The sequence below is a fragment of the Streptomyces sp. NPDC005794 genome (assembly GCF_042871445.1).
Lineage (GTDB): Bacteria > Actinomycetota > Actinomycetes > Streptomycetales > Streptomycetaceae > Streptomyces.
In genome coordinates this window covers 207160-232611 of sequence record NZ_JBIAIN010000005.1, presented here as the reverse complement: position 1 = coordinate 232611, position 25452 = coordinate 207160, and the positions used below count along the sequence as shown (strand labels likewise).

20 protein-coding genes and 2 pseudogenes are annotated in these 25452 nt (G+C 68.6%); 6 read left to right on the top strand and 16 right to left on the bottom strand.

The features are described 5' to 3' along the window. Window positions 1-7 precede the first annotated feature (7 nt). From pssA to ACFYQ5_RS10270, 8 genes are all read right to left on the bottom strand, one after another. Window positions 8-826, bottom strand: a complete 819-nt coding sequence (pssA, locus tag ACFYQ5_RS10305; protein WP_389196414.1) for a CDP-diacylglycerol--serine O-phosphatidyltransferase — start codon at window positions 824-826, stop codon at window positions 8-10. A gap of 22 nt (window positions 827-848) precedes the next feature. Continuing rightward, on the bottom strand, window positions 849-1496 hold the full coding sequence (locus tag ACFYQ5_RS10300; RefSeq protein WP_389195934.1) for a phosphatidylserine decarboxylase: 648 nt from the start codon (window positions 1494-1496) through the stop codon (window positions 849-851). Between the two features lie 182 nt (window positions 1497-1678). Beyond that, the gene (locus ACFYQ5_RS10295) at window positions 1679-2893 is read right to left on the bottom strand and encodes an acyl-CoA dehydrogenase family protein (RefSeq protein WP_389195931.1); all 1215 of its coding nucleotides are present in this window, start codon (window positions 2891-2893) and stop codon (window positions 1679-1681) included. Further along, entirely contained in the window at window positions 2890-3423 is a 534-nt protein-coding gene (locus ACFYQ5_RS10290) for a MaoC family dehydratase (protein WP_389195928.1), read from the bottom strand. Before ACFYQ5_RS10290 ends, ACFYQ5_RS10295 begins: the two co-directional genes overlap by 4 nt. 2 nt (window positions 3424-3425) lie before the next feature. Further along, complete coding sequence (locus tag ACFYQ5_RS10285) at window positions 3426-4400, bottom strand: HpcH/HpaI aldolase/citrate lyase family protein (protein ID WP_389195925.1); 975 nt, start codon at window positions 4398-4400, stop codon at window positions 3426-3428. Further along, entirely contained in the window at window positions 4397-6409 is a 2013-nt protein-coding gene (locus ACFYQ5_RS10280; protein WP_389195922.1) for a protein meaA, read from the bottom strand. Before ACFYQ5_RS10280 ends, ACFYQ5_RS10285 begins: the two co-directional genes overlap by 4 nt. An 8-nt stretch (window positions 6410-6417) precedes the next feature. After that, window positions 6418-7755 (bottom strand): crotonyl-CoA carboxylase/reductase, encoded by a 1338-nt coding sequence (gene ccrA / locus ACFYQ5_RS10275; protein ID WP_389195919.1) that lies wholly within the window; start codon window positions 7753-7755, stop codon window positions 6418-6420. Window positions 7756-8121: 366 nt separating this feature from the next. Next, a complete protein-coding gene (locus ACFYQ5_RS10270) occupies window positions 8122-8913 on the bottom strand; it encodes a GNAT family N-acetyltransferase (protein WP_389195916.1) in 792 nt (263 codons plus the stop codon). A 127-nt stretch (window positions 8914-9040) separates the two neighbouring features. Between ACFYQ5_RS10270 and ACFYQ5_RS10265 the strand changes: the two genes are divergently transcribed. After that, a complete protein-coding gene (locus tag ACFYQ5_RS10265) occupies window positions 9041-9796 on the top strand; it encodes a restriction endonuclease (protein ID WP_389195913.1) in 756 nt (251 codons plus the stop codon). A gap of 22 nt (window positions 9797-9818) precedes the next feature. Here ACFYQ5_RS10265 and ACFYQ5_RS10260 read toward each other — a convergent pair whose 3' ends face one another. After that, window positions 9819-10634, bottom strand: a complete 816-nt coding sequence (locus tag ACFYQ5_RS10260) for a TetR family transcriptional regulator (protein ID WP_389195910.1) — start codon at window positions 10632-10634, stop codon at window positions 9819-9821. Window positions 10635-10833: 199 nt separating this feature from the next. Next, window positions 10834-12615, bottom strand: a complete 1782-nt coding sequence (locus ACFYQ5_RS10255; RefSeq protein ID WP_389195907.1) for a 3-hydroxyacyl-CoA dehydrogenase family protein — start codon at window positions 12613-12615, stop codon at window positions 10834-10836. 344 nt (window positions 12616-12959) lie between these two features. Between ACFYQ5_RS10255 and ACFYQ5_RS10250 the strand changes: the two genes are divergently transcribed. After that, complete coding sequence (locus ACFYQ5_RS10250; RefSeq protein ID WP_389195904.1) at window positions 12960-13532, top strand: adenylosuccinate lyase; 573 nt, start codon at window positions 12960-12962, stop codon at window positions 13530-13532. A gap of 81 nt (window positions 13533-13613) precedes the next feature. On the opposite strand, the pseudogene ACFYQ5_RS10245 reads toward ACFYQ5_RS10250, so the two are convergent. Next, window positions 13614-14266 (bottom strand): annotated as a pseudogene (locus ACFYQ5_RS10245) (DNA helicase); the annotation flags it as partial. A gap of 557 nt (window positions 14267-14823) precedes the next feature. Between ACFYQ5_RS10245 and ACFYQ5_RS10240 the strand changes: the two are divergent. From ACFYQ5_RS10240 to ACFYQ5_RS10230, 3 genes are all read left to right on the top strand, one after another. Continuing rightward, window positions 14824-15246: a hypothetical protein gene (locus tag ACFYQ5_RS10240; protein WP_389195901.1), complete on the top strand. Its 423-nt coding sequence runs from the start codon at window positions 14824-14826 to the stop codon at window positions 15244-15246. Between the two features lie 162 nt (window positions 15247-15408). Next, the gene (locus ACFYQ5_RS10235) at window positions 15409-15813 is read left to right on the top strand and encodes a hypothetical protein (protein ID WP_389195898.1); all 405 of its coding nucleotides are present in this window, start codon (window positions 15409-15411) and stop codon (window positions 15811-15813) included. A 1-nt stretch (window position 15814) separates the two neighbouring features. Beyond that, on the top strand, window positions 15815-16459 hold the full coding sequence (locus ACFYQ5_RS10230; RefSeq protein ID WP_389195895.1) for a hypothetical protein: 645 nt from the start codon (window positions 15815-15817) through the stop codon (window positions 16457-16459). A gap of 150 nt (window positions 16460-16609) precedes the next feature. Here the strand turns inward: ACFYQ5_RS10230 and ACFYQ5_RS10225 are convergent, their stop codons facing one another. The 5 genes and pseudogenes from ACFYQ5_RS10225 to ACFYQ5_RS10205 form a co-directional block, all read right to left on the bottom strand. Beyond that, window positions 16610-18463 carry a serine/threonine-protein kinase gene (locus tag ACFYQ5_RS10225; protein ID WP_389195892.1) on the bottom strand — a complete coding sequence of 618 codons (1854 nt, stop codon included), beginning with the start codon at window positions 18461-18463 and terminating at the stop codon, window positions 16610-16612. Window positions 18464-18687: 224 nt separating this feature from the next. Further along, complete coding sequence (locus tag ACFYQ5_RS10220; protein WP_389195889.1) at window positions 18688-20661, bottom strand: HEAT repeat domain-containing protein; 1974 nt, start codon at window positions 20659-20661, stop codon at window positions 18688-18690. A gap of 280 nt (window positions 20662-20941) precedes the next feature. After that, window positions 20942-21634 (bottom strand): annotated as a pseudogene (locus tag ACFYQ5_RS10215) (hypothetical protein); the annotation flags it as partial. Window positions 21635-21999: 365 nt separating this feature from the next. Beyond that, window positions 22000-23598, bottom strand: a complete 1599-nt coding sequence (locus ACFYQ5_RS10210) for an alpha/beta hydrolase (RefSeq protein WP_389195886.1) — start codon at window positions 23596-23598, stop codon at window positions 22000-22002. 128 nt (window positions 23599-23726) lie between these two features. Then, window positions 23727-24770 (bottom strand): Rv2578c family radical SAM protein, encoded by a 1044-nt coding sequence (locus tag ACFYQ5_RS10205; protein ID WP_389195883.1) that lies wholly within the window; start codon window positions 24768-24770, stop codon window positions 23727-23729. Window positions 24771-24917: 147 nt separating this feature from the next. On the opposite strand from ACFYQ5_RS10205, the gene ACFYQ5_RS10200 reads away from it, so the two are divergent. Further along, complete coding sequence (locus ACFYQ5_RS10200; protein WP_389195880.1) at window positions 24918-25388, top strand: SRPBCC family protein; 471 nt, start codon at window positions 24918-24920, stop codon at window positions 25386-25388. Window positions 25389-25452: the final 64 nt, after the last annotated feature.

Genomic DNA, 25452 nt, shown 5'->3' with positions numbered 1-25452 from the left:
CGCGGGGTTACGGGAGCTGCGCCGCCCGTGCCTCGCGCCGGTTGTCACGGAAGGTGTTCACCCGCCGTGCCGTGGCGAAGAGCGGGATCACCGCCCCCAGGACGACCTGCAGCGCGCAGCCGGTCTGGAGGAGCAGCTGGCCACCGGGGGCGTCGAACGCCCAGGCGGCGAGGAGCCCCATCGCGGCCACGATCCAGCTGAGCATCGCCACCGCGAGGACGCCTCGCGGCTTCGGGTACTCGACCCGGCTGACCATCAGCCACGCCACTCCGACGATCGCGAGCAGCGTCGGCACGAAGGGCAGCTCGAGCAGCACGATCGAGACGACCGTGAGCGCTCCGAAGGGGCTCGGCATGCCCTGGAACATGCCGTCCTTCAAGGTCACGCACGAGAACCGCGCAAGCCTGAGCACCACCGCCAGCAGCACCACGACCGCGGCGAGCGCGGACACTCGCTGGTGTGCGTCGTCCGCGACCATTCCGTACACCAGTACGAAGTACGCCGGTGCGAGGCCGAAGCTGATCAGGTCGGAGAGGTTGTCCAGCTCCGCGCCCATCGGGGAGGAGCGCAGCTTGCGCGCCACGAGCCCGTCGAACAGGTCGAACACGGCGGCCAGGAGCATCAGGATCACCGCGGTGGCCGCGGAGTGCCGTGCCATGCCCGACTCGTCGCTGCCCGTGAGGTGCGGGATGAGGATCCCCGTGGTGGTGAAGTACACCGCCATGAAACCGCACGTGGCGTTACCGAGGGTGAGGGTGTCCGCTATCGACAGCCGCATCGAGAGCGGCATGTCCTCGGCGTCGTCCTGCTCCTCCGCCTCGGGCACCCAGCTCGCCTGGGTATCGGGATCAATCACGGTCAATTCGAGTCACCCCCGCGGTGGTGGCCTGGCCGACCTCGACCGCGACGTCGACACCTTCCGGAAGGTAGATGTCCACGCGCGAGCCGAAGCGGATCAGACCGATGCGTTCGCCCTGCTCCACCTTCGTACCCTGCGGGATGTAGGGGACGATGCGACGGGCGACCGCTCCCGCGATCTGCACCATCTCGATGTCGCCGAGCTCGGTGTCGAAGTGCCAGACAACGCGCTCGTTGTTCTCGCTCTCCTTGTTGAACGCCGGGACGAACCCACCCGGGATGTGCTCGACCGAGGTCACGGTGCCGGACAGGGGAGCCCGGTTGACGTGAACATTCAGTGGGCTCATGAAGATCGCGACGCGGGTGCGCCCGTCCTTCCACGGCATGATGCTCTGCACCACGCCGTCGGCCGGCGAGATGACGCGGCCCTGGGTGATCTCGCGCTCGGGGTCGCGGAAGAACCACAGCATGCCCGCCGCGAGCGCGGTGGTGGGCACGGCCACGGCGGCCCAGCGTCCGGACCGGCGGGCCCGGGCGAGGCTGAGTGCCGCGGTGGCGACGGTCGGGAGGAGCCACGGCGATGCTCCGCGCGCAAGGCGGACCCCGCCGCGTGGTGCAGAGATTTGGCTGTCGGGCATGGATGACCTTCGTAGCGGATGATGCCGCGCTGGCAACGGGGGGGACGGCGGCTTTCCGTCGATGCTATCGGGTGCGAGCGGCAACTGGGCAAGCCAGCAGCCGAGTCGGACGGCTGAAACGCTCCGGACACGGCTGACCTGGTGTGATGTTCTTCGCCACCAAATCACCTCGAAAGGGATGTTCAGCCCTGGAACCGGTACTCCTCGAGTAGCCGGCGACCGATGATCATTTTCTGGATCTCGGCGGTACCTTCACCGATCAGCAGCATCGGGGCCTCGCGGTAGAGGCGCTCGATCTCGTACTCCTTGGAGAAGCCGTAACCGCCATGGATACGGAAGGCGTCCTCGACGACTTCCTTGCAGTACTCGGAGGCGAGGTACTTCGCCATCCCTGCCTCCAGGTCATTGCGCTCCCCGGAGTCCTTTTTGCGTGCCGCATTGACCATCATCGCATGCGCGGCTTCGACCTTGGTGGCCATTTCGGCCAGTTTGAACTGGATCGCCTGGTGCTGGGCGATCGGCTTTCCGAAGGTCTCGCGCTGCTGGGCGTACGACACGCCCAGTTCGAACGCACGTTGTGCGACGCCACAGCCACGCGCGGCGACATTGACCCGGCCGACCTCGACGCCGTCCATCATTTGGTAAAAACCCCGGCCGGTGGTGCCGCCGAGCACACGATTGGCTGGAATGCGCAGGCCGTCCATGATGAGCTCGGTCGTGTCGACGCCCTTGTAGCCCATCTTGTCGATCTTCCCCGGGATCGTGAGACCGGGGCGGACCTCCCCGAAGCCCGCCTCCTTCTCCACCAGGAAAGTGGTCATCGACCTGTGCGGAGCGGCAGCGGTCTCCGAAGGGGAGTGTCCTTCGTCACTCCTGCAGAGGACGGCCACCAGCGTGGACGTGCCGCCGTTCGTCAGCCACATCTTCTGACCGTCGAGGACGTACTCGTCGCCGTCCTTCACGCCCTTGGACGAGATCGCGGCGACGTCGGAGCCCAGCGCCGGCTCGGACATCGAGAACGCGCCCCGGACCTCGCCCAGCGCCATCCGCGGCAGGAACGTGTCCTTCTGCTCCTGGGTGCCGTGCTGCTTGAGCATGTAGGCCACGATGAAGTGCGTGTTGATGATGCCCGACACGCTCATCCAGCCGCGGGCGATCTCCTCGACGCACAGGGCGTAGGTGAGGAGCGACTCGCCCAGGCCGCCGTACTCCTCGGGAATCATCAGCCCGAACAGGCCGAGTTCCTTGAGTCCTTCGACGATGTCCGTCGGATATTCGTCGCGGTGCTCCAGTTGGGTCGCGACAGGGATGATCTCCTTGTCGACGAAATTCCGGACCGTGGAGAGAATTTCCTGCTGGACATCCGTCAGACCGGCGGTCTGCGCGAGTCGGCTCATGGCTGCTTCTCCACGTTCTTGCTCGACGGCTGATCGATCTCGGGGCGGCCGGGCTGCTCCCCGCCGCGCTCCTTGGTGTACGTCTCGGTGGGGACCATCACCTTGCGGCGGAACACGCAGATCAGCGTGCCGTCCTGCTTGTAGCCCCTCGTCTCGACGTACACGATGCCGCGGTCGCTCTTGGACCTCGACGGCGTCTTGTCGAGCACGGTCGTCTCGCCGTAGACCGTGTCGCCGTGGAAGGTCGGCGCGACGTGCTTCAGCGACTCCACCTCCAGATTGGCGATCGCCTTTCCGGAGACGTCCGGCACCGACATGCCGAGCAGCAGCGAATAGATGTAGTTGCCGACGACGACGTTCTTTCCGAAATCGGTCGTCTTCTCGGCGTAGTTGCTGTCCATGTGCAGCGGGTGATGATTCATGGTCAGCAGGCAGAAGAGGTGGTCGTCGTATTCCGTGACCGTCTTTCCGGGCCAGTGCTTGTAGACAGCACCGACCTCGAACTCCTCGTATGTGCGTCCGAACTGCATGATCAGGCCTCCGGAGCTTCGAACGTGGAGGTGCGCTGCATGCCTGCCGCGCGTCCCTTGCCCGCGATGACCAGGGCCATCTTGCGGCTGGCCTCGTCGATCATCTCGTCGCCGAGCATCGCCGAGCCCTTCTTGCCGCCCTCCTCCGAGGTGCACCAGTCGTACGCGTCGAGGATGAGCTCGGCGTGGTCGTAGTCCTCCTGCGAGGGCGAGAACACCTCGTTCGCCGCGTCGACCTGACCGGGGTGCAGCACCCACTTGCCGTCGAAGCCCAGCGCGGCGGCGCGGCCCGCGACCTCGCGGTACGCGTCCACGTCGCGGATCTGCAGGAACGGGCCGTCGATCGCCTGGAGGTCGTGCGTACGGGCCGCCATCAGGATGCGCATCAGGATGTAGTGGTACGCGTCCGCCGGGTAGCCGGGCGGCTGCTGACCGACGACCAGGGTCTTCATGTTGATCGAGGCCATGAAGTCGGCCGGGCCGAAGATCAGGGTCTCCAGGCGGGGCGACGCGGCGGCGATGTCGTCGATGTTCACCAGGCCCTTGGCGTTCTCGATCTGCGCCTCGATGCCGATACGGCCCACCTCGAAGCCCATCGTCTTCTCGATCTGCGTCAGCAGCAGGTCCAGCGCGACGACCTGCTGCGCGTCCTGGACCTTCGGCAGCATGATGCAGTCGAGGTTCGGGCCCGCGCCCTCGACGACCGTGATGACGTCGCGGTACGTCCAGTGCGTCGTCCAGTCGTTGACCCGCACGACCCGGGTCTTGCCGGTCCAGTCACCGTCGTTCAGGGCGTCGACGATGTGGTGCCGGGCGCCCTCCTTGGCGAGCGGCGCGCAGGCGTCCTCCAGGTCCAGGAAGACCTGGTCGGCCGGCAGGCCCTGGGCCTTCTCCAGGAACCGCGGGTTCGAGCCGGGCACGGCGAGGCAGGAGCGGCGCGGACGCATCCGGTTCACGGGCGTCGTGGGCGTGGTCATGCGGAGACCTCCAGAGGGTCGAGCTTGTTCGCTTTCCGGATCTCGTCGACGATACGACCGATGATCCGGGTGATGCCGAAGTCCTTCGGGGTGAAGACGGCGGCGACGCCGGCTTCGAGGAGGGCGTGCGCGTCGGCCGGGGGAATGATGCCGCCGGCGATCACGGGGATGTCCGGCGCGCCGGCCTCGCGCAGCCGGTTCAGCACGTCCGGCACCAGCTCGGCGTGCGAGCCGGACAGAATGGACAGGCCGACGCAGTGCACGTCCTCGGCCAGCGCGGCGTCGGTGATCTGCGCGGGCGTCAGCCTGATTCCCTGGTAGACGACTTCGAAGCCGGCGTCCCGCGCGCGTACGGCGATCTGTTCCGCGCCGTTGGAGTGCCCGTCGAGGCCCGGCTTGCCGACCAGCAGGCGCAGTCGTCCGACGCCCAGGTCCCCGGCGGTGCGTGCCACCTTCTCGCGGACCAGAGCCAGAGGGGTCCCGGCCTCCGCGGTGACGGCCACCGGCGCGGACGAGACACCCGTCGGCGCCCGGAACTCGCCGAACACGTCGCGCAGCGCCCAGGACCACTCACCGGTGGTGACACCGGCCCGTGCGCACTCGACGGTCGCCTCCATCATGTTCGCGGTGCCCGCCGCGGCCTTCTTCAGGGCCGTCAGCGCCTCCGTGGCGCGTGCCTCGTCACGGTTGTCGCGCCACTCGTGCAGCGCGGTGACGACCCGGGCCTCGTTCTCGGGGTCCACCGTCATGATCGCCGCGTCCAGGTCGGCGGTCAGGGGGTTGGGCTCGGTCGTCTCGTAGATGTTGACGCCGACGATCTTCTCCTCGCCGCCCTCGATCCGGGCCCGCCGCGTGGCGTGCGAGGAGACGAGCTCCGACTTGAGGTAACCCGACTCCACGGCGGCCATCGCGCCGCCCATCTGCTGGATCCTGTCGATCTCGGCCAGCGACTCGGTGACCAGCTCGTCGACCTTGGCCTCGATGACGTGCGAACCGGCGAAGATGTCCTCGTACTCCAGCAGATCGCTCTCGTGCGCCAGCACCTGCTGGATGCGGAGCGACCACTGCTGGTCCCACGGACGCGGCAGCCCCAGTGCCTCGTTCCAGGCGGGCAGCTGTACGGCGCGGGCGCGGGCGTCCTTGGAGAGGGTGACGGCCAGCATCTCCAGCACGATGCGCTGGACGTTGTTCTCCGGCTGCGCCTCGGTCAGCCCCAGGGAGTTGACCTGCACGCCGTAGCGGAAGCGGCGCTGCTTGGGGTCGGTGATGCCGTACCGCTCGCGTGTGATCCGGTCCCAGATGCGGCCGAAGGCGCGCATCTTGCACATCTCCTCGATGAAGCGGACTCCCGCGTTCACGAAGAAGGAGATGCGGGCGACGACGTCGCCGAACCTCTCCTCGGGCACCTGGCCGGAGTCGCGCACCGCGTCGAGGACCGCGACGGCCGTCGACATGGCGTACGCGATCTCCTGGACCGGTGTGGCCCCCGCCTCCTGCAGGTGGTAGCTGCAGATGTTGATCGGGTTCCACTTCGGGATGCGGTTGACCGTGTACGTGATCATGTCGGTCGTCAGCCGCAGCGAAGGACCCGGCGGGAAGACGTGCGTCCCCCGTGACAGGTACTCCTTCACGATGTCGTTCTGCGTGGTGCCCTGCAGCTTGTCCGGATCGGCGCCCTGTTCCTCGGCGACGACCTGGTAGAGCGCCAGCAGCCACATCGCGGTGGCGTTGATCGTCATCGACGTGTTCATCTGCTCCAGGGGGATGTCCTGGAACAGCCGCCGCATGTCACCGAGGTGCGAGACGGGGACCCCGACCCGGCCCACCTCGCCTCGGGCGAGGACGTGGTCCGGGTCGTAGCCCGTCTGCGTGGGCAGGTCGAAGGCGACCGAGAGCCCCGTCTGGCCCTTGGCGAGGTTGCGCCGGTAGAGCTCGTTGGACGCCTCGGCGGTCGAGTGACCGGCGTACGTCCGCATGAGCCAGGGACGGTCCTTCTGACGTTCGGTCATCGTCGGCCTCAGACGTCACGGAAGCGGTTGATGGCGTCGATGTGCTGCTCGCGCAGCTCCGTGTCGCGCACGCCCAGGCCCTCGCGGGGCGCCAGCGCGAGCACGCCGACCTTGCCCTGGTGGCGGTTGCGGTGCACGTCGTACGCGGCCTGGCCGGTGTCCTCCAGGAAGTAGACCTTGGAGAGCGTCGGGTGGATCCTGCCCTTCGCCACCAGCCGGTTGGCCTCCCAGGCCTCGCGGTAGTTGGCGAAGTGCGAGCCCACGATCTTCTTCAGGGACATCCACAGGTAGCGGTTGTCGTACTCGTGGTTGTAGCCCGAGGTCGAAGCACAGGTCACGATGGTGCCGCCCTTGCGGGTCACGTACACGCTCGCGCCGAAGGTCTCGCGGCCCGGGTGCTCGAAGACGATGTCCACGTCCTCGCCGCCGGTCAGTTCACGGATGCGCTTGCCGAATCGCTTCCACTCGCGCGGGTCCTGGTTGTGCTCGTCCTTCCAGAACCTGTAGTCCTCGGCGTTGCGGTCGATGATCGCGGTCGCGCCCATCCTGCGGCAGATCTCCGCCTTCTGGTCACTGGAGACGACACAGATCGGGTTGGCGCCGCCGGCCAGCGCGAACTGTGTCGCGTAGGAGCCCAGTCCACCGCTGGCACCCCAGATCAGCACGTTGTCACCCTGCTTCATGCCCGCGCCGTTGCGCGAGACGAGCTGGCGGTACGCGGTGGAGTTGACCAGGCCCGGAGCCGCGGCCTCCTCCCAGCTGAGGTGCTTCGGCTTCGGCATCAGCTGGTTGGACTTGACGAGGGCGATCTCCGCCAGTCCGCCGAAGTTGGTCTCGAAGCCCCAGATGCGCTGCTCCGGGTCGAGCATCGTGTCGTTGTGGCCGTCGGAGGACTCCAGTTCCACCGAGAGGCAGTGCGCGACGACTTCGTCACCCGGGGTCCAGGCGTTGACGCCGGGACCGGTGCGCAGGACGACACCCGCCAGGTCGGATCCGATGACGTGGTACGGGAGGTCGTGGCGCTTGGTCAGCTCGCTGAGCTTTCCGTAGCGCTCCAGGAAACCGAAGGTCGACAGCGGCTCGAAGATCGAGGTCCAGACGGAGTTGTAGTTCACCGAGCTGGCCATCACGGCCACGAGGGCCTCGCCGGGACCGAGTTCGGGCACGGGCACCTCGTCCAGGTGCAGCGACTTACGCGGGTCCTTGTCGCGGGTGGCGAGACCGGCGAACATCTCGGTCTCGTCCTTGTGCACGGTCACCGCGCGGTACGACTCGGGGATGGACAGGGCCGCGAAGTCCGCAGCCGTGCTGTCCTGCGATTGGATCGCGTCCAGGATTTCCTTCACGGTGATGCCTCCGGCAGATCGGGTGTCCGGCGTCGGGGGAAACGCTCGGAGGACCCCTGTGGTCAGGGGAGTGGTGCGGTGTGGAGGTGTGCCGTCGGTTCGGCGGGTGCTGCTCTGGGCCTGCTCGGTGGAGCAGAAGGGTTTGCCTGTGACGCAGGCGTCCGGGCGCGCGGACACGTGGTCTGCGGGGACAGCCGGCGTACGAGAGATCTCTGCACGCCGGCCGCCCGGACACTTTCAACGTATGGCACTGCGTGACAGGTGGCAAGGCACCCAGTGCCAACAATTTCTCTCAGTTGTCATCTCGTAGGCACGCATGAGCAACATCATGGGCGGTATGTCATGGTGCTCCCCCTTTTATGCGTGCTACGGCGCGGTGCGGTACACGTACGGCGTCGTCGTGCTCAGGGCGGTGAAGCCGAGCCGCCGCAGGATCGGGGCGGACTGATCCGTAGCGTCGACCTGGAGGAAGCGGTAGCCGAGCCCGGCGGCGAGGCTCGCCCGGTGGGCGATCAGGGCCCGGTAGATCCCCTTGCCCCGCCAGGGCGCCGCGGTTCCTCCTCCCCACAGCCCGGCGAAGCCGGTACCGGGGTGCATCTCCATGCGGGCCGAGCTCACCGGTTCGTCGCCCGCCATGGCGACCACCGCGACGAACGTGTCCGGTGCCTCGGCGAGGCGGGCCAGCGTCCGGTGGCGCAGCCGCGAGCCGTCGGTGCCGAAGGCCAGCTCATGGGCCCGGACCATCAGCTCCACCCCCGCCTCATCGGTCACGTCCCGCATGACGACGCCCTCGGGAAGCTCCACCGTCGCGGCCTGCTCCGCGACCGGTGCCACCAGCAGGGTCTCCGGCGGTTCGGACGCGAACCCGGCCGCAGCGAGGAGTCCGCCCAGGCCATCCGGGCCGTCGTGCGCGTACAGCTTCCACTCGAACTCGTCGAGCCCCCGGGCGGTGTAGTGCTCCACCTGTGCCGCGATCCCCGACTCCGCCCGGGCGGGGGTGAGGTCCGGAGCCGTCCACACGATGCCGTTCCAGTCGTCGGGGCCGCCGGTCTGCCGTACGACGTCACCCACCCTCTCGACTCTGGTGCCGGGGCCGTCGGGCCGGGCGTGTTCGCGCATCTCGCGGTCGAAAAGGGCCAGCGTCCCGTCAGGTTCCATCCGCGCATCAGAGCACGCCGGCCCCGGCCCGACCACCGGGTTTACCCGGCCGGTGCGTCAACCGGCGGCCGTGGGGCAGACGGAAGTGATCTTGATGTGGCCGTAAGGGACAAGGGGTGGGTACGCGATGGGCCTACAGGTGCGCAGAGGCGTCCGGAAGGGCCGCACGCCCGAGTTCGACGTCCGGCGGACAGCGTTCGGCTTCGTGCTCCTCGCCGTCCTGGTCTGCGGAGCCGGACTCGCGGTGCGCACGGTCCTGACGAGCGCCGAGCGGCATCCGGTGGTGGCTGTGGCCTCGGCCGTCGTGCTGGTGGCCGGGATCGCGGCGCTCCTGCGCGTGCGTCGCAACCGGAGGGCGGCGGCCAGGGCGGCCGCGGCAGCCGTCGGGACCGCGTACGAGGTCGTGGACGCCGCCCTGGAGGAGCCGCCGACGGCCGGCGCCGTCCCGGGGGGCCCCGAGCCGGTACGGCCGGTCGACTACGCGGCCATGGACCCGTACGACTTCGAGGAGGCCGTGGCCGCTCTCTGCCGACGAGACGGCTGCCTGGACGCCGAAGTCGTCGGAGGCGCCGGTGACCTGGGCGCGGACGTGGTGGCCACCACTCCGGACGGCCGCCGCCTGGTCGTGCAGTGCAAGAGGTACACGAGCGGCAACAAGGTCGGCTCGCAGGAGCTGCAGCGCTTCGGCGGCACCTGTTACGCGGTGCACGAGGCCGAGGCGGCCGTCGTCGTCACCACCGGCGAGTTCACCGAACCCGCCCTGGAATACGCCGGACGGTGCGGCATCGTCTGTGTCGGCCTCGACGAGCTCGCCGCGTGGAGCGAGGGCGCTGCGCCGCCGCCCTGGTACGCGGGAGCGGCCGTGCGGCCCGCCGAGGGGTGAGAACGCCCGCCGGAGACAGGCTTCAGCGGTCCTTCAGGGCCTGCTGGATCGTGCGCATGACCTCGTCGAGCGGCGCGTCGGTCCGGGCCACGGCGACCAGCACCTCACCCTCCCTGGAGACCGACGCCGCGGGGGCCCTCCCGGAATCGGCCCCCACGGTCCGACCGGCCCCGATCCCCGTGCCGAAGGTCTCCCGCACGATCGCGAACGCGTGGTCGAGCTGCGACTCCACGTCGCCCTGACCGTCCGCGCGCAGCCAGCGCCGCAGTACGTGGTTGTGCGCCGTCACCACGGCGGACGCGGCGACCTCGGCGAGCAGCGGGTCGTCATTGCCCACGTGGTGGTCGCGCTCATCGAAATGGCCCAGTAGATAGCGCGTGAACAGTCGCTCGTAGCGGGCCACCGAGGCGATCTCGGCCTCGCGGAGCGTGGGTACCTCGCGGGTCAGCTTGTAGCGCGCCACGGAGACCGCCGGCTTCGCCGCGTACATCTTCATGACCTCTTTGATGCCGCGGCACACGGTGTCGAGCGGGTGCTCGTGCGCGGGTGCGGCATGGAGGACGGCCTCGGCCCTGACGAGGGTGTCGTCGTGGTCCGGGAAGATGGCCTCTTCCTTGGAGCGGAAGTGGCGGAAGAACGTGCGCCGGGCGACTCCGGCGGCCCCCGCGATCTCGTCGACCGTCGTCGCCTCGTACCCCTTCGTGGCGAACAGTTCCATCGCCGCGGCCGCCAGTTCGCGGCGCATCTTGAGCCGTTGGGCGGCGGCCCGGGTGCCGGCGGCGCTCTCCGGGGCGTCCGTCGTGGCGGAGGAACGAGGGGACTTGGCGGGTTGGGACATGAGGTGAACGTAACCCATCGGTGCAGGGGAGTGCGCCTGCGGGTGCGGGGCGCCGGAGGGTCCCAGCAACCCGCCCCACCCGGCCCCGGGGGCAGAGGGCCCGGTTGCGGGCGTCGTGGCGTCGCGGGGGCGGGGCACGCACCTCGCGGCGTTGTCGTCCCTCATGGCTCCTTCATCCACGACGCCTGCCGCCGACTCCTCAGCGGCGGGCGTACTCGCGGAAGCCGCGCCCCGTCTTACGGCCGAGGCAGCCCGCCGCCACCAGATGCTCGAGCAGCGGCGCCGGGGCGAGACCCGGGTCGCGGAACTCGCCGTGCAGAACCTTCTCGATGGCGAGCGAGACGTCCAGGCCGACGACGTCCAGGAGCTCGAAGGGCCCCATGGGGTAGCCGCCGCCCAGCTTCATCGCCGCGTCGATGTCGTCGAGCGTCGCGTAGTGCTCCTCGACCATCTTGATCGCGTTGTTGAGGTAGGGGAACAGCAGCGCGTTCACGATGAAGCCGGCCCGGTCCCCGCAGTCGACGGGGTGCTTGCGCACCTTCACGCAGACCTCGCGGACCGTGGCGTGGACATCGTCTGCGGTCAGCACCGTGCGGACGACCTCGACCAGCTTCATCGCGGGCGCCGGGTTGAAGAAGTGCATCCCGACGACGTCCTCGGGGCGCGAAGTCACCCGGGCGACCGCCACGACCGGCAGCGACGAGGTGGTGGTCGCGAGCACCGCGCCCGGCTTGCAGACCTTGTCCAGGGTCTGGAAGAGCTGCCGCTTGACCTCCAGGTCCTCGGCGACGGCCTCGACCGCGAGATCGACATCGGCGAAGGAGTCCAGTGAGCCCGCCGGGGTGATCCGGGCGAGCGTCCCGTCGCGTGCCTCCTCCGTCATCCGTCCCTTCGAGACGGAACGCCCCAGGGACGTGGCGATCCGCGACTTGGCCGTGTCCGCCTTCTCCTGGCTGCGCGCGGCGAGCACCACGGAGTACCCGGCCTTCGCGAAGACCTCCGCGATGCCCGAGGCCATCGTGCCCGACCCGGCCACGCCCACCGAGGACACCTCGCGCCCGGCGACCGCGCCCGCGCTCTCCGTCGGCGTCAGCGCGTCCGGCACCACGGCCTGGCCGCCGGGGGCGTCGTACGTGTAGAAGCCGCGGCCCGCCTTGCGCCCGGTCAGACCGGCCTCGCTGAGCTGCCCGAGGACCGGGGCCGGTGCGTGGAGCCGGTCGTGGGACGCGGAGTACATGGCCTCCAGGACCGTGCGGGCCGTGTCGACGCCGATCAGGTCGAGCAGAGCCAGGGGACCCATGGGCAGCCCGCAGCCCAGCTTCATCGCGGCGTCGATGTCCTCACGGGAGGCGTAGTTCGCCTCGTACATCGCCGCGGCCTGGTTGAGATAGCCGAACAGCAGACCGTCCGCGACGAAGCCGGGCCGGTCACCGACCGCGACCGGTTCCTTGCCCAGTTCACGGGCGAGCCGGGTGACGCTCTCCACGGCGGGCGGGGCGGTCAGCACGGAGGAGACCACCTCGACGAGCTTCATCGCGGGCGCCGGGTTGAAGAAGTGCAGGCCGAGAACACGCTCGGGGTGCTGGGACTCGGCGGCGAGCCGGGTCACGGACAGGGCGTTCGTGCCCGTCGCGAGGATCGCGGTGGGGGAGACCACCGCGTCGAGCTCCCGGAAGACCTGCTGCTTGATCTCGTACGTCTCCGGCACGACCTCGATGACCAGCTCCGCCTCCGCGGCGGCCTGCAGGTCGGTGAACGTACGGAACCGGGCGAGGACGTCGTGCCGCTCCTGCTCCGTGATCCGCTCACGGAGCACGGCGCGTGCGGTGGAGGCCTCCAGGGAGGCGACGGCCTGCCGGGCGGCGGCTTCGCTGATGTCGATGCCGATGACCTCGCGGCCCGCACGGGCCAGGACCTCGGCGATGCCGGTGCCCATGGTGCCGAGGCCGACGACGGCAATGGTGGTGAGCGGGGTGTCCATCACGGGACTCCAGGGTGAGTGACGACTGAGAGGAGCACGGCGGCGCGCATGGTCGGGATCAACCGGCGCTCGGTGTGCGGAAAACGCGTGTCGTGGTGCACGGTCCCGGCCGCTCGGAGCGCACCGGGGGAAGGGTGACGGGCTCTGTCCCGAGCCACGTCTCTCGAACTGCCGAACCGACAAGCACTCCGGATGGCTGCGTCACCAGGCCACCGGAGCCGGCGGGTGTGTGTCCCGCTCACTTGAGATTAACCGGCGAGTAATGAGCGCGCCAGCCCTGGCCGTCTGTGCACTGGCACACACTTCGGTGAACACAGTGCGTGCGCGTCGATAAACTCACCGTCATGGATGAGGAGTTGCGCTCGCTGACGGACCGGCTCGGGGACGAGGCCGGTGAACCGGAGGTCTTCCGCCGGCTGCTCGCCACGGAGGACGACGAGGAGCTGGCCGGGGTCCTCGTGGAGCGCGAACGCCCGCTGTGGGCCCGCGAGATCGCGGCGTTCCGGCTCGGCTGCCGGGGCGACCGCCGGGCCTTCGAGGCGCTGGTCCTGCTCCTCAACCACCGCGATCCCGACCGCTGCGTATCGGCCGCGCACGCCCTCCGGCTCCTCGGCGACCCCCGGACGCCCAGAGCGGCGGCCGCGCTGGCCACCAACAGCCTGCGGACGGCCTACGCCCTGCATCCGGTGCGGCTGCTGACCGCCCTGCGCGCACCCGAATCGGTGCCTGCCCTGGTCAGCACCCTGAACAGGCTGCTGGCCCCCGACGAGCCGCACTGGCGCGTCGCGCTCGCCTGCGTCGAGGGTCTGGGGAGCCTGGAGGACGCCAGGGCCCGCCCGGTCCTGGAGGCAGCCCTGCCGCACCCGCGCCTCGGCACGGCGGCGGCGGAGGCGCTCAGGCGGCTGCCGGCCCGTTGAGCGCGCGCACGGTCTCCTTGGCGGAGCGGCCCACAGCATGATCCGTCGTGCCGAAAGGAGGACGCGGTGGTCCGGGACTTCTCATCGTCCGGCGGCCACCAGCGGCGCCAGGAACGGGCTCGGTGTGCCATGCCAGAAGATGTCCAGGCTGTCGCGGGCCCGCGTGGTGGCGACGAACAGCAGTGAGCGTGCTTGCTGGACCTCGCGCCGGTAGCGGACCGGATCGGTGCCACGCCTCCGATTCACGTCGTCCCTGGGGATCAGCCCGTCACTGACTCCGGCGACGACCATGCGCTGGTACTCGAGACCTTGAAGCGGAACATCGTGCCGATGTGCACGCCGCCGTCACCCCGTGGACCGTCGGGGACGATCTCCACGGCCCGGATTCCGTGCTCCGCCAGAGTGGTCGCCGTTTCGCTCGCCATCTGGTTCGTCGGCACGCAAATCGCGATCTGCTCGTGCGGGATGTCGTCCCAGCTGCCGATCAACATGGCGATGGCCTCCCGTTCGGCCCCCCAGGCGGTGCACCCGTGCAGGTCGGGCACTCCGCCGCTGAGGACCGACCGATACCCGGCAAGCGTCTCCTCGTTGCCGTCAAGGTCGTCGTACTTCTCCCGGCTGAGTACGTGGAGCGCCGAGCGCAGGATCTGCCGGGTCGTGCGGTAGCTCAGGCTCAGCTTCGACGCACGTCCACGGATGTTGATGCCGAGGCTGCCGAGCGTCACCTGGTTCTTCGAGCCGGCGGTGCCGAATCCCGCCGCGCGTCCGCATCCGCTCCAAGAGCCGTCGTGAGGTACTGGGTCAGACTGCCGCGCAACTGTGCGGTGGCCAGGGTGGGTTCACGAGGCGCCCTTTCGCGTACATGTCCGGAGGGGGCGGTCGGCGACAGCCGACGATCACGGACAACCGTATTCCCGGTCACCGACAGTTGCTCCCGCAGTGCTGGAGATCCGTCGCCACCCGGCCACCGCTCGTCGCCGCCGACGAGCGACCTCGGCCGAGTACTGCCAACTGGGAAGACGGACCTGCTGGGCTGGACGGTTCGGCGAGGGAAGAGCGCCCGTTGAACAAACGCCTGCAGGTGGTACGAACTCAATATGCGACGGGGCATGTCTGAACAAGCCATTGACGGCCGGAAAATGGAATCTGCTTGTACGTGCGTGAAGTGAATCAGTAGTCTCAGGCGGATTGGATCTGAGCGAGGGTGCATACGGGGGAAGGTTCCGAAGCTATGTCCTGGGATGAGTGGGAACATCTGAAGTCCGAGGCAGCCGAACGGTAGTCGGCAGGGATGCAGATAAACCAGGCGCCGGCCGGCCCCGGAGGCAGCACGGGTGCAGGACGGGGCGACCTCGTGGTCAACCAGGATGACCTGGGTGCTGTGGGAAATGAAGCCTTCATTCTGCACGATCACCTCCGAAGGCAGGCGGACATCGCCGGCGCAGGCATGGACAAGAACGGCTCCGGCTCATCCATGCAGGCCGCAGCATCGCTGAAGGGGCACAACTTTGGCTTGGGCTCCGCGCTTGAGACGACCGTGTCCATGTGGGACTCCCAGCTCAAAACACTGCTCCAGGCCTGCGCGCATATATCGAACCACTTGGACTACTCCAAGGCTCTGCATGCCAACGATGAAGATCAGATCGCCGCATCCCTTCGCCAGCGGAACGGCGAGGCTGTGCCAGCGTCACGGCTCAACGAGTACTTCAAGTAGAGGAACCTGCGGTGCCTACCCTGACTTTCATGGATGTAGCCGAGGTTGACCTCGGCAAGCTTGGAACTGCCGTCACGGACTGGAAGAAGGCCGTAGACAATCGACGAGGCGCGCTCCCATCAGATTCGCGAAGATTTCAAGGACCCTGAAGAGCAGCGCAACTTGGAAGAGGAGAAGAAGGGCGAGTGGCGAAAGTTCGGTGTCAGTACCGGTGTCGCCACGGTGGTCGGTGTCGGAACCGCTCTCGTCGTCGGCCCGGCGGCGGGCGTTGTGGCCGCCACGGCTGTACCTCTTCTCATGGAAACGGGCGGCGGGGCAGTCAATACGGCTTACGGAAGTCATACCTTGCAATATCTGAAGGACAACGAGTACAAGAACGATCACGAAGCGGTACAGGGTGTCCAGACACACGAATGGATCGCCGAACGTGGGGCTTGGACCCCCGTCGCCAACTATGCCGACACGCTCGGTATGACGACAGAGCAGAAGGACGTCCTCAGTACGCGCGTCGAGCAGTCTTACCAGTCCGGAAAAGACATGGTGGAAGATCTGGAGAAGGTGAACTAGGTTGACCAGGTGGGCCGTCGGCAGTGTGTTGTTCGTGGCAATGTCCCTGGTCGTCACTGGGTGCTCCAGCGAGGAGCCCAGGCGTGGGGAAGCCCCCAAGGGCTGGGCCGCCTGTGACGACTTCTTCGGCGCCGAGAACGTCGACGCTCTGGACAAGCAGATGGGCGAAGGTGTTCTGCGGGTCGAAGGCCAACTCGCTTCCGTCGACGAGGTGGCGAAATGGATGGCGTCACTGGCCCTGCACTGGGAGCCGGGCAGCACCGCCCACTGGGTGAACAGGGTCACGCCATGTGAGATCGGCCTGTCGGACACGAGGCAGCAGCTCTCCTCGGCGGTGAGTTGGTCCAATTCTTCTCTCGAAGACTTGAAGTCCGGTAAGCAGCCACGGGGCTGGCGCAGCGTAGGCGGAGATGTCTTCGCTTACGAGGAGGCCAATAGGAGGACGCTGATAGCAGCCTTTCCCTGCAAGGTGCCGGACGCGGGTGAGCAGCAGGAAGCCGGCCTTCCGATGGAGGTGAGAGTCAGCGGCAGAGCGATTCCCGGCTTCAAGGATCACTTGAGGGGAAAGTTGGCTTCCGCTCTCGCCCGAACGATGAGCGGCGCGTTGAAGTGCGTCAACGAGCCCGTCATCCCCTCAAGGTTGTAAGCGTCGCACACTCCCGTACGGCGAGCCCGAGCAGTGAGGCGGGTAACGGCGTGCCCGTCCACGCTCGTCCTCAACCCGAGAGTCCCTGCCGTCGACACGGGCAGCCGCAGCACTGAGCCGGCACTCGTCGGACCGTCCTCTTCGCGGTGCTCAGCGCACCCGGTGGAGTTCCGTGATTGCGGCCTCCGTGTTGGACGTCCTGATGTGCGTGGTGCCGTCCGTGTCGCCCAAGGTGTAGCTGTACAGCCCGTTGAAGGGCGGGCACCGGGGATAACCTGCGCGCGGTTGGGCGCCGGTGGTACTCAGGTGCCCTTCCTCGTATGCGAGCGGAGCAGCCTGCCAGCGGCAGGTGCGGCCCTCATCTGTCAGTTCACCGAGCACCGCGGTCTGACCGAGGCCGCCGTCACGGATCGTGATCCGCAGCCCTGACTCGTCTTCCCAGACGCCCTTGAGCTCGGGAGGCACGTAGGCAGGGCCAGGTTCCATGCTGTCCACGCCCTGACCGCCCTCACCGTTTACCAGACTGACCCCCCTGTCCCCCTCGTAAATAAAACGCATGGTGGCAGAGACGCCACAGGCCTGAACGGTGCCGGAAGTGGCCTGCAAGGTGAAATCGGTGACGACAAGGATGCTGCTGTGCTTCGGAACAGTATGAGCGGTCGCGCTGCCCACACACACGGCGTCCGCAGTGGCTGCCGCCACTTCCACCTCCACGTTCGTGTCGGATCCGGGTCTCGCAGGCACATCCATCCGCATGGTGAACAGTGGTTTCGGAGGATCCTGGACGAGCACCCAGGCACCCGAAAAGTCGAACTCCGGGGCGGCCACGGCTGCCGGGTCCGGCCGCTGGGTGTCGTCCGCCGACCACCCCGCGTAGGTCAGGGCCGAGGCCACGAGCACCCCGGCGGCGACAGCGGCGACCTTCGTTCTGCGGCGCCGCTGTCGCGTGCTTTCCGAGTGCGCCGTCTCCTCAGTCGGCTGGGACGTCGTTGCGCTGTCTGCGAGGACCTTGTCCAGCTCCGTGTCCCACTCGACGGAGGGCACCGACACACACAAGGACAGGACGCCCACCTTCGGACGGGTGCCATCCGGCTCACGAGCGGCGTTCCGCGGCACCGGGGCCGAGGCCATGTCGACGACTCGGGCGAGCAGGGAGGGCGGTAGCCACGCGCCGTCCGGGGCAGCCTCCGTCCACTCCGCTATCCGCGCAGGGCTCGGACGGTCGGCGGGATCCTTCGCCAGGCACTCCTGGACGAGATCGGCCACCGACTCGGGCACCCCGGCGAGGTCTGGATCCTCATAGGCGATACGGAAGAGCAGGGCGTGCACCCCGGCTTCCGCACCACCGAACGGCGTCCGCCCTGTAGCCGCGTACGCGAGTACACAGCCGAGGGAGGACACGTCGGTCGCCGGTGTCACCGCCTGGCCACGGACCTGCTCAGGGGCCATGAACTGCGGTGACCCGGCGGCGGAGCCGGTCGACGAGAGCGTATCGGCGTCGGTCCCCTCAAGGGCGCGCGCGATGCCGAAATCAATGACTCTCGGTCCGTGCGGCGTCAGCAGTACGTTGGAGGGCTTGACGTCCCGGTGGACGATTCCGGCCTCATGGACGGCCATGAGCGCCAGCGCCATCCGGTTGGCCAGGACATGGGCGGAGGCCGACGGCAGCGGACCGAAATCGCTGTCCACCACCTGCTGCAGGGTCGGCCCGGCGACGTACGCGGTCGCGATCCAAGGAGGCGTCGCCTCGGTGTCCGCGTCGAGCACCGGGGCCGTCCACGTATCGCTGACCCGCTGGGCCGCGCGAACCTCCCGGGCGAACCTTGCCCGGAACCTGGCGCTGTCGGCGGTCTCGGTCCGGATCGTCTTCACAGCGGCCAGCCTGCCGGTCGGGGCATCGCGGTGTCGGCCGAGATACACGCGTCCCATTCCGCCGGCTCCGATACGGCTCAACAACCAGTAGGGCCCCAGATGTGTTGGGTCGTCCTGCGTGAGCGGCTGCATGAGTGAAGTACTCGCCCCCGAGAGTCTGCGTGGGCTGATGATGCCATGCCAACAACACGCTGATGGAAGACTTCTCGACGTTGGGCGCTGGATGCATCCCTGCCGGGGTCCGCGACGTGTGGGAGTGTGGGAATCCCGGCGCATGAGCTCGTGAGGAAGCACCGACCCGGTCGCCACCCTGCCCGTATGTGTAGCCCCGGGGGCAGCTCGTGAGGGCCGGCGCGTCAGTCGCAGGCGGCAAGCAGCTCGCGGACGGCGGTTCTCACGGATTCATCCTGGACAAAGCCCCGCCATCCGCCGCTGCTGCGAAGCCGCTGATCATGGGCGGGCACACCACGCACGAGCTCGGCGGCGGGCCGGGCGGCACGGCCGATTCGAGTCAGGTAGCGCACTGTGGGGAGCATGACCGGTAGCCATGTACCCTCGGCCAACCCCCGTACGGCAGTCATCAGCGCCGGTACGGAGCTTTCGGTGTCACCGGTCACTGCCCACAGGGCGTGTGCTGCTTCGACACGGGTCCAGGGTTCGGGATCGGAGGTCATGGCCCGGAGCCGGTCCGCGTGGTGGGCGGCGTGCGTGCCCAGGTCGGCGAGCATCTGCAGGGCAGGGCGCGGGAAGCCTCTCTCGGCGACGGTTCGTCCGAGTGCTTCCAGGGCGGGGGCGGGTTCGCCACCGACCTTCCAGTAGGCCCAGGCCGCGAGTTCCGTGTTTGCCCCGCCGGCGGCCGACCGGGCCAACAGAAGTTCAAGCGCCTCGTTCCCAGCTCTTCCGATCCCGGCTAGCGCTTTCGCTGCCGAAGTCCAGGTCTGGTCGTTCTCCAGCAGGCCGAGCAGTTGCGGTACCGCTCCATCTGCAGCGGGCCCCCAGCCCGCGAGCACCTGGCAGTACGAGCTGAGTACGTGGTCGTCCGTAGCGGTATCGAGCTGGCCGCAGACCATGGGAAGGAGCAGATCGGCATGGTCGGGAAGATGGCCGACGACCTCATGGAGCGCAGGGAGGACCGCGTAATGCCAGTCAGCGGAGGGGTAGTGAGCAGAATTCGAAGCGAAGCCGGATTTGGGGTGAGCCGCCGCATCGATCAGGCCCGGCACGCAGCGAGGGTCGTTCATCCGGGCCAGCGCCCACACGGCGGCCTCGGCGACGGTCTCCCGTTTACGCGTGGTCCGGGCACAGGTGTCGCCGATCAGCGCGGCGACCTCATCGGCGTGAGCCGAGGCCGCCGAACCCAGGCAGGCCAGGAGCTCGGCCGCCCGGAAACGGACCTCGCCGCCGGCATCGTCCAGACGCGCGACGAGGTGTGGAAGAAGCGCAGTGGTAGGTGAGCGCCACTGGGCCAGCAGCCCGCCTGCACGGGCCAGGCCGCCGATCCGCTGTTCGACGTAGGGGTGGTCATCCAGCAGGCCGAGTGTGAAAGAGGGAGACGGGCCGGTGAGCAGCGCAGCCGTCCAGTGGTGAACACCCTGCACACCGGTCTCCACCGCGCTCGTGTGCTGCCACAATTCGACGCTCGGATCCCGTACGGCTTCCAGCAGTAGGCCCAGCTGTTGCGCCGGAAGGGCCGGGTCGGCCGGGGCGATCGCGTGCACCGCTGCCAGGCGAATTTGTGTCTCCGGAGCGTCGAGCAGCCCGCGGAGCAAGGCGCGGGCCCCGGGGCCATGTTCGCCGGTCGGCTCCTGGAGCACCGCATGGCCGAGTGCAAGGACCAGGTCAAGACGCGTCGCCGGATCGTCCTCCGCCTCCCAGTGCCGTAGCAACGCAGGCAGAGTGAGCTCACCGGGACTCCGGCAGGAGCCGATCACGTCGGCTGCGGCTCGCCGTATCTCCGGCTCAGGAGCGTAGAGCAGAGCAAGAACCTCCGGCAAGGCGCGCTCCCATGCCGATGGCCACCCGGGGTCCACCCACTTCTCGGCGACCTGCACGGCCTCGGACGCCAGCCTCGATACCAGGTCCAGCAGCGTGCCACGGCTCGGCACGTCCGGCGTCGCGGCCAGGCGCAGCAGAAACGGACGCGCGGCCGGGGCGGCGGAGCATATCCAGCCACCCTGATGGAAGAGGTGATTGAGGAGGTCGTCCGCAGCGCGCTCCGCATCTTCCGGATTCTTCCCCGCGCACCGGCGCAACAGTCCGGGCACGTCCTCGGCGGACCCGTAGTTGTGCCTCAGCGCTGCCCAGTCGATCAAATCCACTTCCGCCCACATGCGCGCGACCCTACGTCGGACGGTCAACCGTCGTCGCAGCGGACGTGGTGAGATGCCTTCGCACACCCGGAGCCACGCGCTCGCCACGATGCAACGGCGGGTTGAGCTGTCTCAACAGTTGGACGAGCGGCGTGGGGCGTCGGCAGGAGATGAGACGTACGCGGCTCCGGCCAGGTAAAGCTTCGGTGTGAGGTCACCGTGTGATCGGCCAAGCGCCCGCATCCCCACCCCTGGTCTGACAGGAGTAGCAGTCATCCCGGAAGCGTGACGGTCCCGCAGGCTAGGCCTCCGAGGGCAGCGCAGGGAACACGACCACCGAGCCGTCCTTGTCGCCGGCGATCTCGATCGCCACGTCTGTCGCGCGGTTGTTGACCGTGATGCCATCGTCCAGCTGGTGAATCCGGTGGGTCGCGCGCATCAGGCGATCGACTTCACCAGGCATGAAGACGGGCCGCAAACCGTTCGGGCGGGCCAGCTCCAGCGCCGACAGGCGCACCAGGACACCGGCGATGCCCGACTCCAGTTCACCGAGGCGCTGTTGGTCGCGCCTGAGTACGCGGGTGAAGCTCTCGAACAGGTGGCCAGGGTCGTTCTGGACATGCTCGACGGCTTGCAGGACGATGACCCGACGCTTCAGCGCAAGGGCCAGGGCGGCGAGTCCGAGGTGGGCGCGGAACGTGCCTCCCTGGTCATCCACACCGGGGAACTTGTCGAGTGCGCTCCGCCACCGGGCAAGGCGACGATCAGCCCTGCCCGGCGTTGTGTTGATGGCATGCACCGCCGAGTCCAGCCCCAGCGAGACACCGAGCTTGCCCTGGTCGAGCAGGATGGCGGTGGCTTTGTCGATGGCGTCGCGGCAGCCGTCGAGTTCACTGTGCTCGTCATCGAGCTTATCTTCGTGCAGCCGCTCCAGCAGCTCTGTGATGTGTTCGATGGCCTGGTGGCGCTGGTGGTCGGCATGGGGCCGCCACCCTCCAGCGGGCGGACGTGCGGGAACGCGGCAGGGAAGAGGAGTAACCACGCCTCCGACTCCCAGGCTGCCAAGGAGAGTGCCGCATCGCATGGGCTCTGGCGCGCGAGCTCACCGGACAGCGTCTTGCGTACAGTGCGGTAGCGGTCGTCCGTGAAGCGGTCCAGGTCTTCGTGGATGGCCAGACCGACCAGCGGGCCGCGCTGCTGGAGCGGCTCACCCTTGGCCTTGCCGACCAGTGTGCTTACTGGCGGCGCAGTCGTCGAGGATCATGCCGCGTACACGCACGCCGGGGGCGTAGGCGGAAGTGGCTGCGTGGTCACGCCGTCCATCCTCGCGTACGCCCCCGGTGAGGGGCCCGGCATCCCTCAGCCGCGGAAGCCCAGCAGCCCGTGCAGCGTGCTGCCCCTCGTGTTCGCGCCCGCCTTCGTGGCCGGGGCGGGCTTCGGCTCCGGCAAGGCGTCGCAGACGGCGTCCGCGCCGCTGCCGCCGCCGGCCGGGAGGGTGCCGTCGGTGAGGTAGTCCACCAGGTGGGCGTCCAGGCAGTCGTTGCCGCTCAGCGTGATGCCGTGGTTGCCGCCGCCCTGCTCGACGACGAGGCCGGAGCCCTTCAGCCTGCGGCTCATGGTGACGCCGCCCTCGTAGGGCGTGGCCGCGTCGTCGGTTGCCTGGAGGATCAGCGCGGGAGGGATCCGGTCGTTGGTGACCCGCACGGGCTCCAGCGGCTCCACGGGCCAGGTGGCGCACGGGGCGTTGTACCAGGTGTTGTTCCACGTCATGAAGGGCGCCTTGCGGTGTGCCTGCCAGCTGTCGTTGCGCCAGGTGTTCCAGTTCCGGGGCCAGCCGGCGTCGCGGCACTGGACGGCCGCGTAGACGGAGTACCCGTTGTCACCGCTCTTGTCCACGGCGGCGAAGTCCTCGTACGCAGTGGTGAGCGCGCCCTGGTCCTTGTCGTTCACGTACGCCGCGAACGCCTCGGCGAGGCGCGGCCAGTAGCCGTTGTAGTAGGCGCCCGGCATGAAGGTGTCCTCGAGCTCGCCCGGCCCGACCTTTCCGGCCGCGGGGTGCTTCTTCACCGCGTCCCGCATCCGGTACCACGCGGCCTCGACCGCGGCCGGGTCGTCGCCGAGCCCGTACGTGGCATCGTTCTTCGCGACCCACGCGGCGAAGGCCTTGTGGCGCGCGTCGAACGCGTGGTCCTGGCCGAGGTTGTCCTCGTACCAGACGCCGTCCGGGTCGACGACGGAGTCCAGCACCAGACGGCGTACGCGCTCGGGGAACAACTTGGCGTAGACCGCGCCCAGGTAGGTGCCGTAGGAGTAGCCGAGGTAGTTGATCTGTGGTGCGGAGAGGGCACGGCGGATGACGTCGAGGTCCTTCGCGGCACTGACGGTGTCCATGTACGGCAGCAGGTCGCCGTGCTTCTCGCCGCAGGCGGCGGCGAAGGACGCCGCCCGGTCGCGCGCGGTCCTCTCCGCCTCGTAGGAGTCCGGCACGCTGTCGGGGCGTACGGGCGCGAAGTACTTCGGTACGCAGTCCAGGGCGGGGGTGCTCCTGCCGACCCCGCGCGGGTCGAACCCGATCACGTCGTACTGCGCGGCGAGCTTCGAGGGCAGCGAGGACGCCACGAAGCCTGCCATGGCGAGCCCGCTGCCGCCGGGGCCGCCGGGGTTGACCAGCAGCGGGCCCTGTGACTTCTTCGCCGTGTGCGGGATCCGGGAGAGGGCGAGGGTGATCTGCCGGCCCGACGGGTTGTCATGGTCGAGCGGGGCGCGGACGGTCGAACACTGCAGAGCCGGATACGACTTCGTCCCGCAGCCGGCCCACGTGAGCGGCGCGGCGGGCGCCCCCCTTCCGGCGGACGTGGTGGACGGCGCGGACGCGGTGGTCGCGGTGGACGGCGCGGCGGTCACCAGGCCCGCGACCGTGGCGCCGACGGCGACGAGAATTCCTGCACGCTTCGTCATATGGCCTCCCGTGGTCGGGTGATGCGGCTGTGGGTGGCACAGCCCCCGCCGCATGCTTCCCGGATCCGGGCACGGAAGGACGCACGGCGCCGAGAGTTGACCCGTTCGAGGCAGGGAGACCGGTGCGGTCAGAGCAGGGTCAGCTGGGTGGGGCCGGGCGCGTGATCCGCCGCCAGGTCCGCCGGGACCTGGCGGGCGACACGGCGGGCGCCGCCCCGGTCGGCCGGGCCGATGCCGAACTCGGTCGCCAGTTCGTGCACGCGGCGCGTGATGCCCCGCTGATACCAGGTCGGCGCGTACGCCCCGTCCGCGTACATCTGCTCGTAGCGTCGCACCAGGTGCGGATGGTGGTGCGCCAGCCACTGCATGAACCACTCACGGGCGCCGGGCCGCAGGTGCAGGACGAGCGGCGTGACCGAGGTCGCTCCGGCGGCGGCGATGGCGCGGACCGTGGCGCGCAGCTGGTCGGGACGGTCGCCGAGGAAGGGGATGACGGGGGCCATCAGGACTCCGCAGCCGATCCCGTTGTCCCTCATGGCGCGGACCACGTCGAGGCGGCGCTCGGGGGAGGGGGTGCCCGGCTCGACCGTGCGCCACAGTTCGGGGTCGGTGAATCCCACGGAGACGGAGACGCCGACCTCGGTGACCTCTGCGGCCTGCCGCAGCAGGTCGAGATCGCGCAGGATCAGCGTGCCCTTCGTGAGGATGGAGAAGGGGTTCGCGTGGTCGCGCAGGGCCGCGATGATGCCGGGCATCAGCCCGTAGCGGCCTTCGGCGCGCTGGTAGCAGTCGACGTTCGTGCCCATCGCGATGTGCTGGCCGTGCCACTGGCGGGAGGCCAGGTGGCGGCCCAGCAGCTCGGCGGCGTTGACCTTGACGACGATCTGGGAGTCGAAACCGAGACCGGTGTCCAGGTCCAGATAGCTGTGGGTCTTGCGTGCGAAGCAGTAGACACAGGCATGGGTGCAGCCCCGATACGGGTTCACGGTCCATTCGAACGGCATGCGGGAGGCCCCGGGCACCCGGTTCACGATCGAGCGGGCCCGGATCTCATGAAAAGTGATTCCCCTGAATTCCGGGGTGTCGAAGGTGCGCGTCGTCACCGCGTCTGCGGCGAAGAGTGCGCCGTTCCCTGTCTTTGTTATGTTCTCTGCCAGATTGTCCCAGCGCATGAGCGCCTCCTTGGTAGCACTCCGCAGAGAATAGAACATGTGTTCCCTTGATCGTGCGCGGCGGGGTTCCGGGCCCGATTTTGAGGGGCCGCACCCGAGGTGGTTGGCTCAGCACGACCCCGAACAACGAGTGCTGGAGGAGCAGGCATGGCGCAGGTCGAGGCCACGACAGAGCGGATCATCGCGGCGGACGCAGAGACGGTGTTCGATGCGCTGGCCGACTACAAGGAGGTCCGGGGCAAGGTGCTGACCGGGCACTTCAGCGAGTACGAGGTGCGTGAGGGCGGCGACGGCGAAGGCACCCTCGTCCACTGGAAGCTCCAGGCCACGAGCAAGCGGGTTCGCGACTGCCTGCTCGAGGTCACCGAGCCTGGGGGCACCTCCCATGCCGGAGGCTATGGGGGAGGGCAGCTGATCGAGAAGGACCGCAACTCCACGATGGTCACCACCTGGACCGTGACCCCGGCCGGTGAGGGGAAGTCCAAGGCCGTCGTCACGAGCGTGTGGAACGGCGCCGGTGGCATCGGCGGGTTCTTCGAGAGGACCTTCGCGCCCAAGGGGCTCGGCCGCATCTACGACGAACTGCTGCAGAACCTCGCCACCGAGGTCGAGAAGTAACCCTGCTCCCACCGCTGTTGACGTCACGGCCGGCCTCACCGGAACGAGTGGTTCTCCGGGGTGG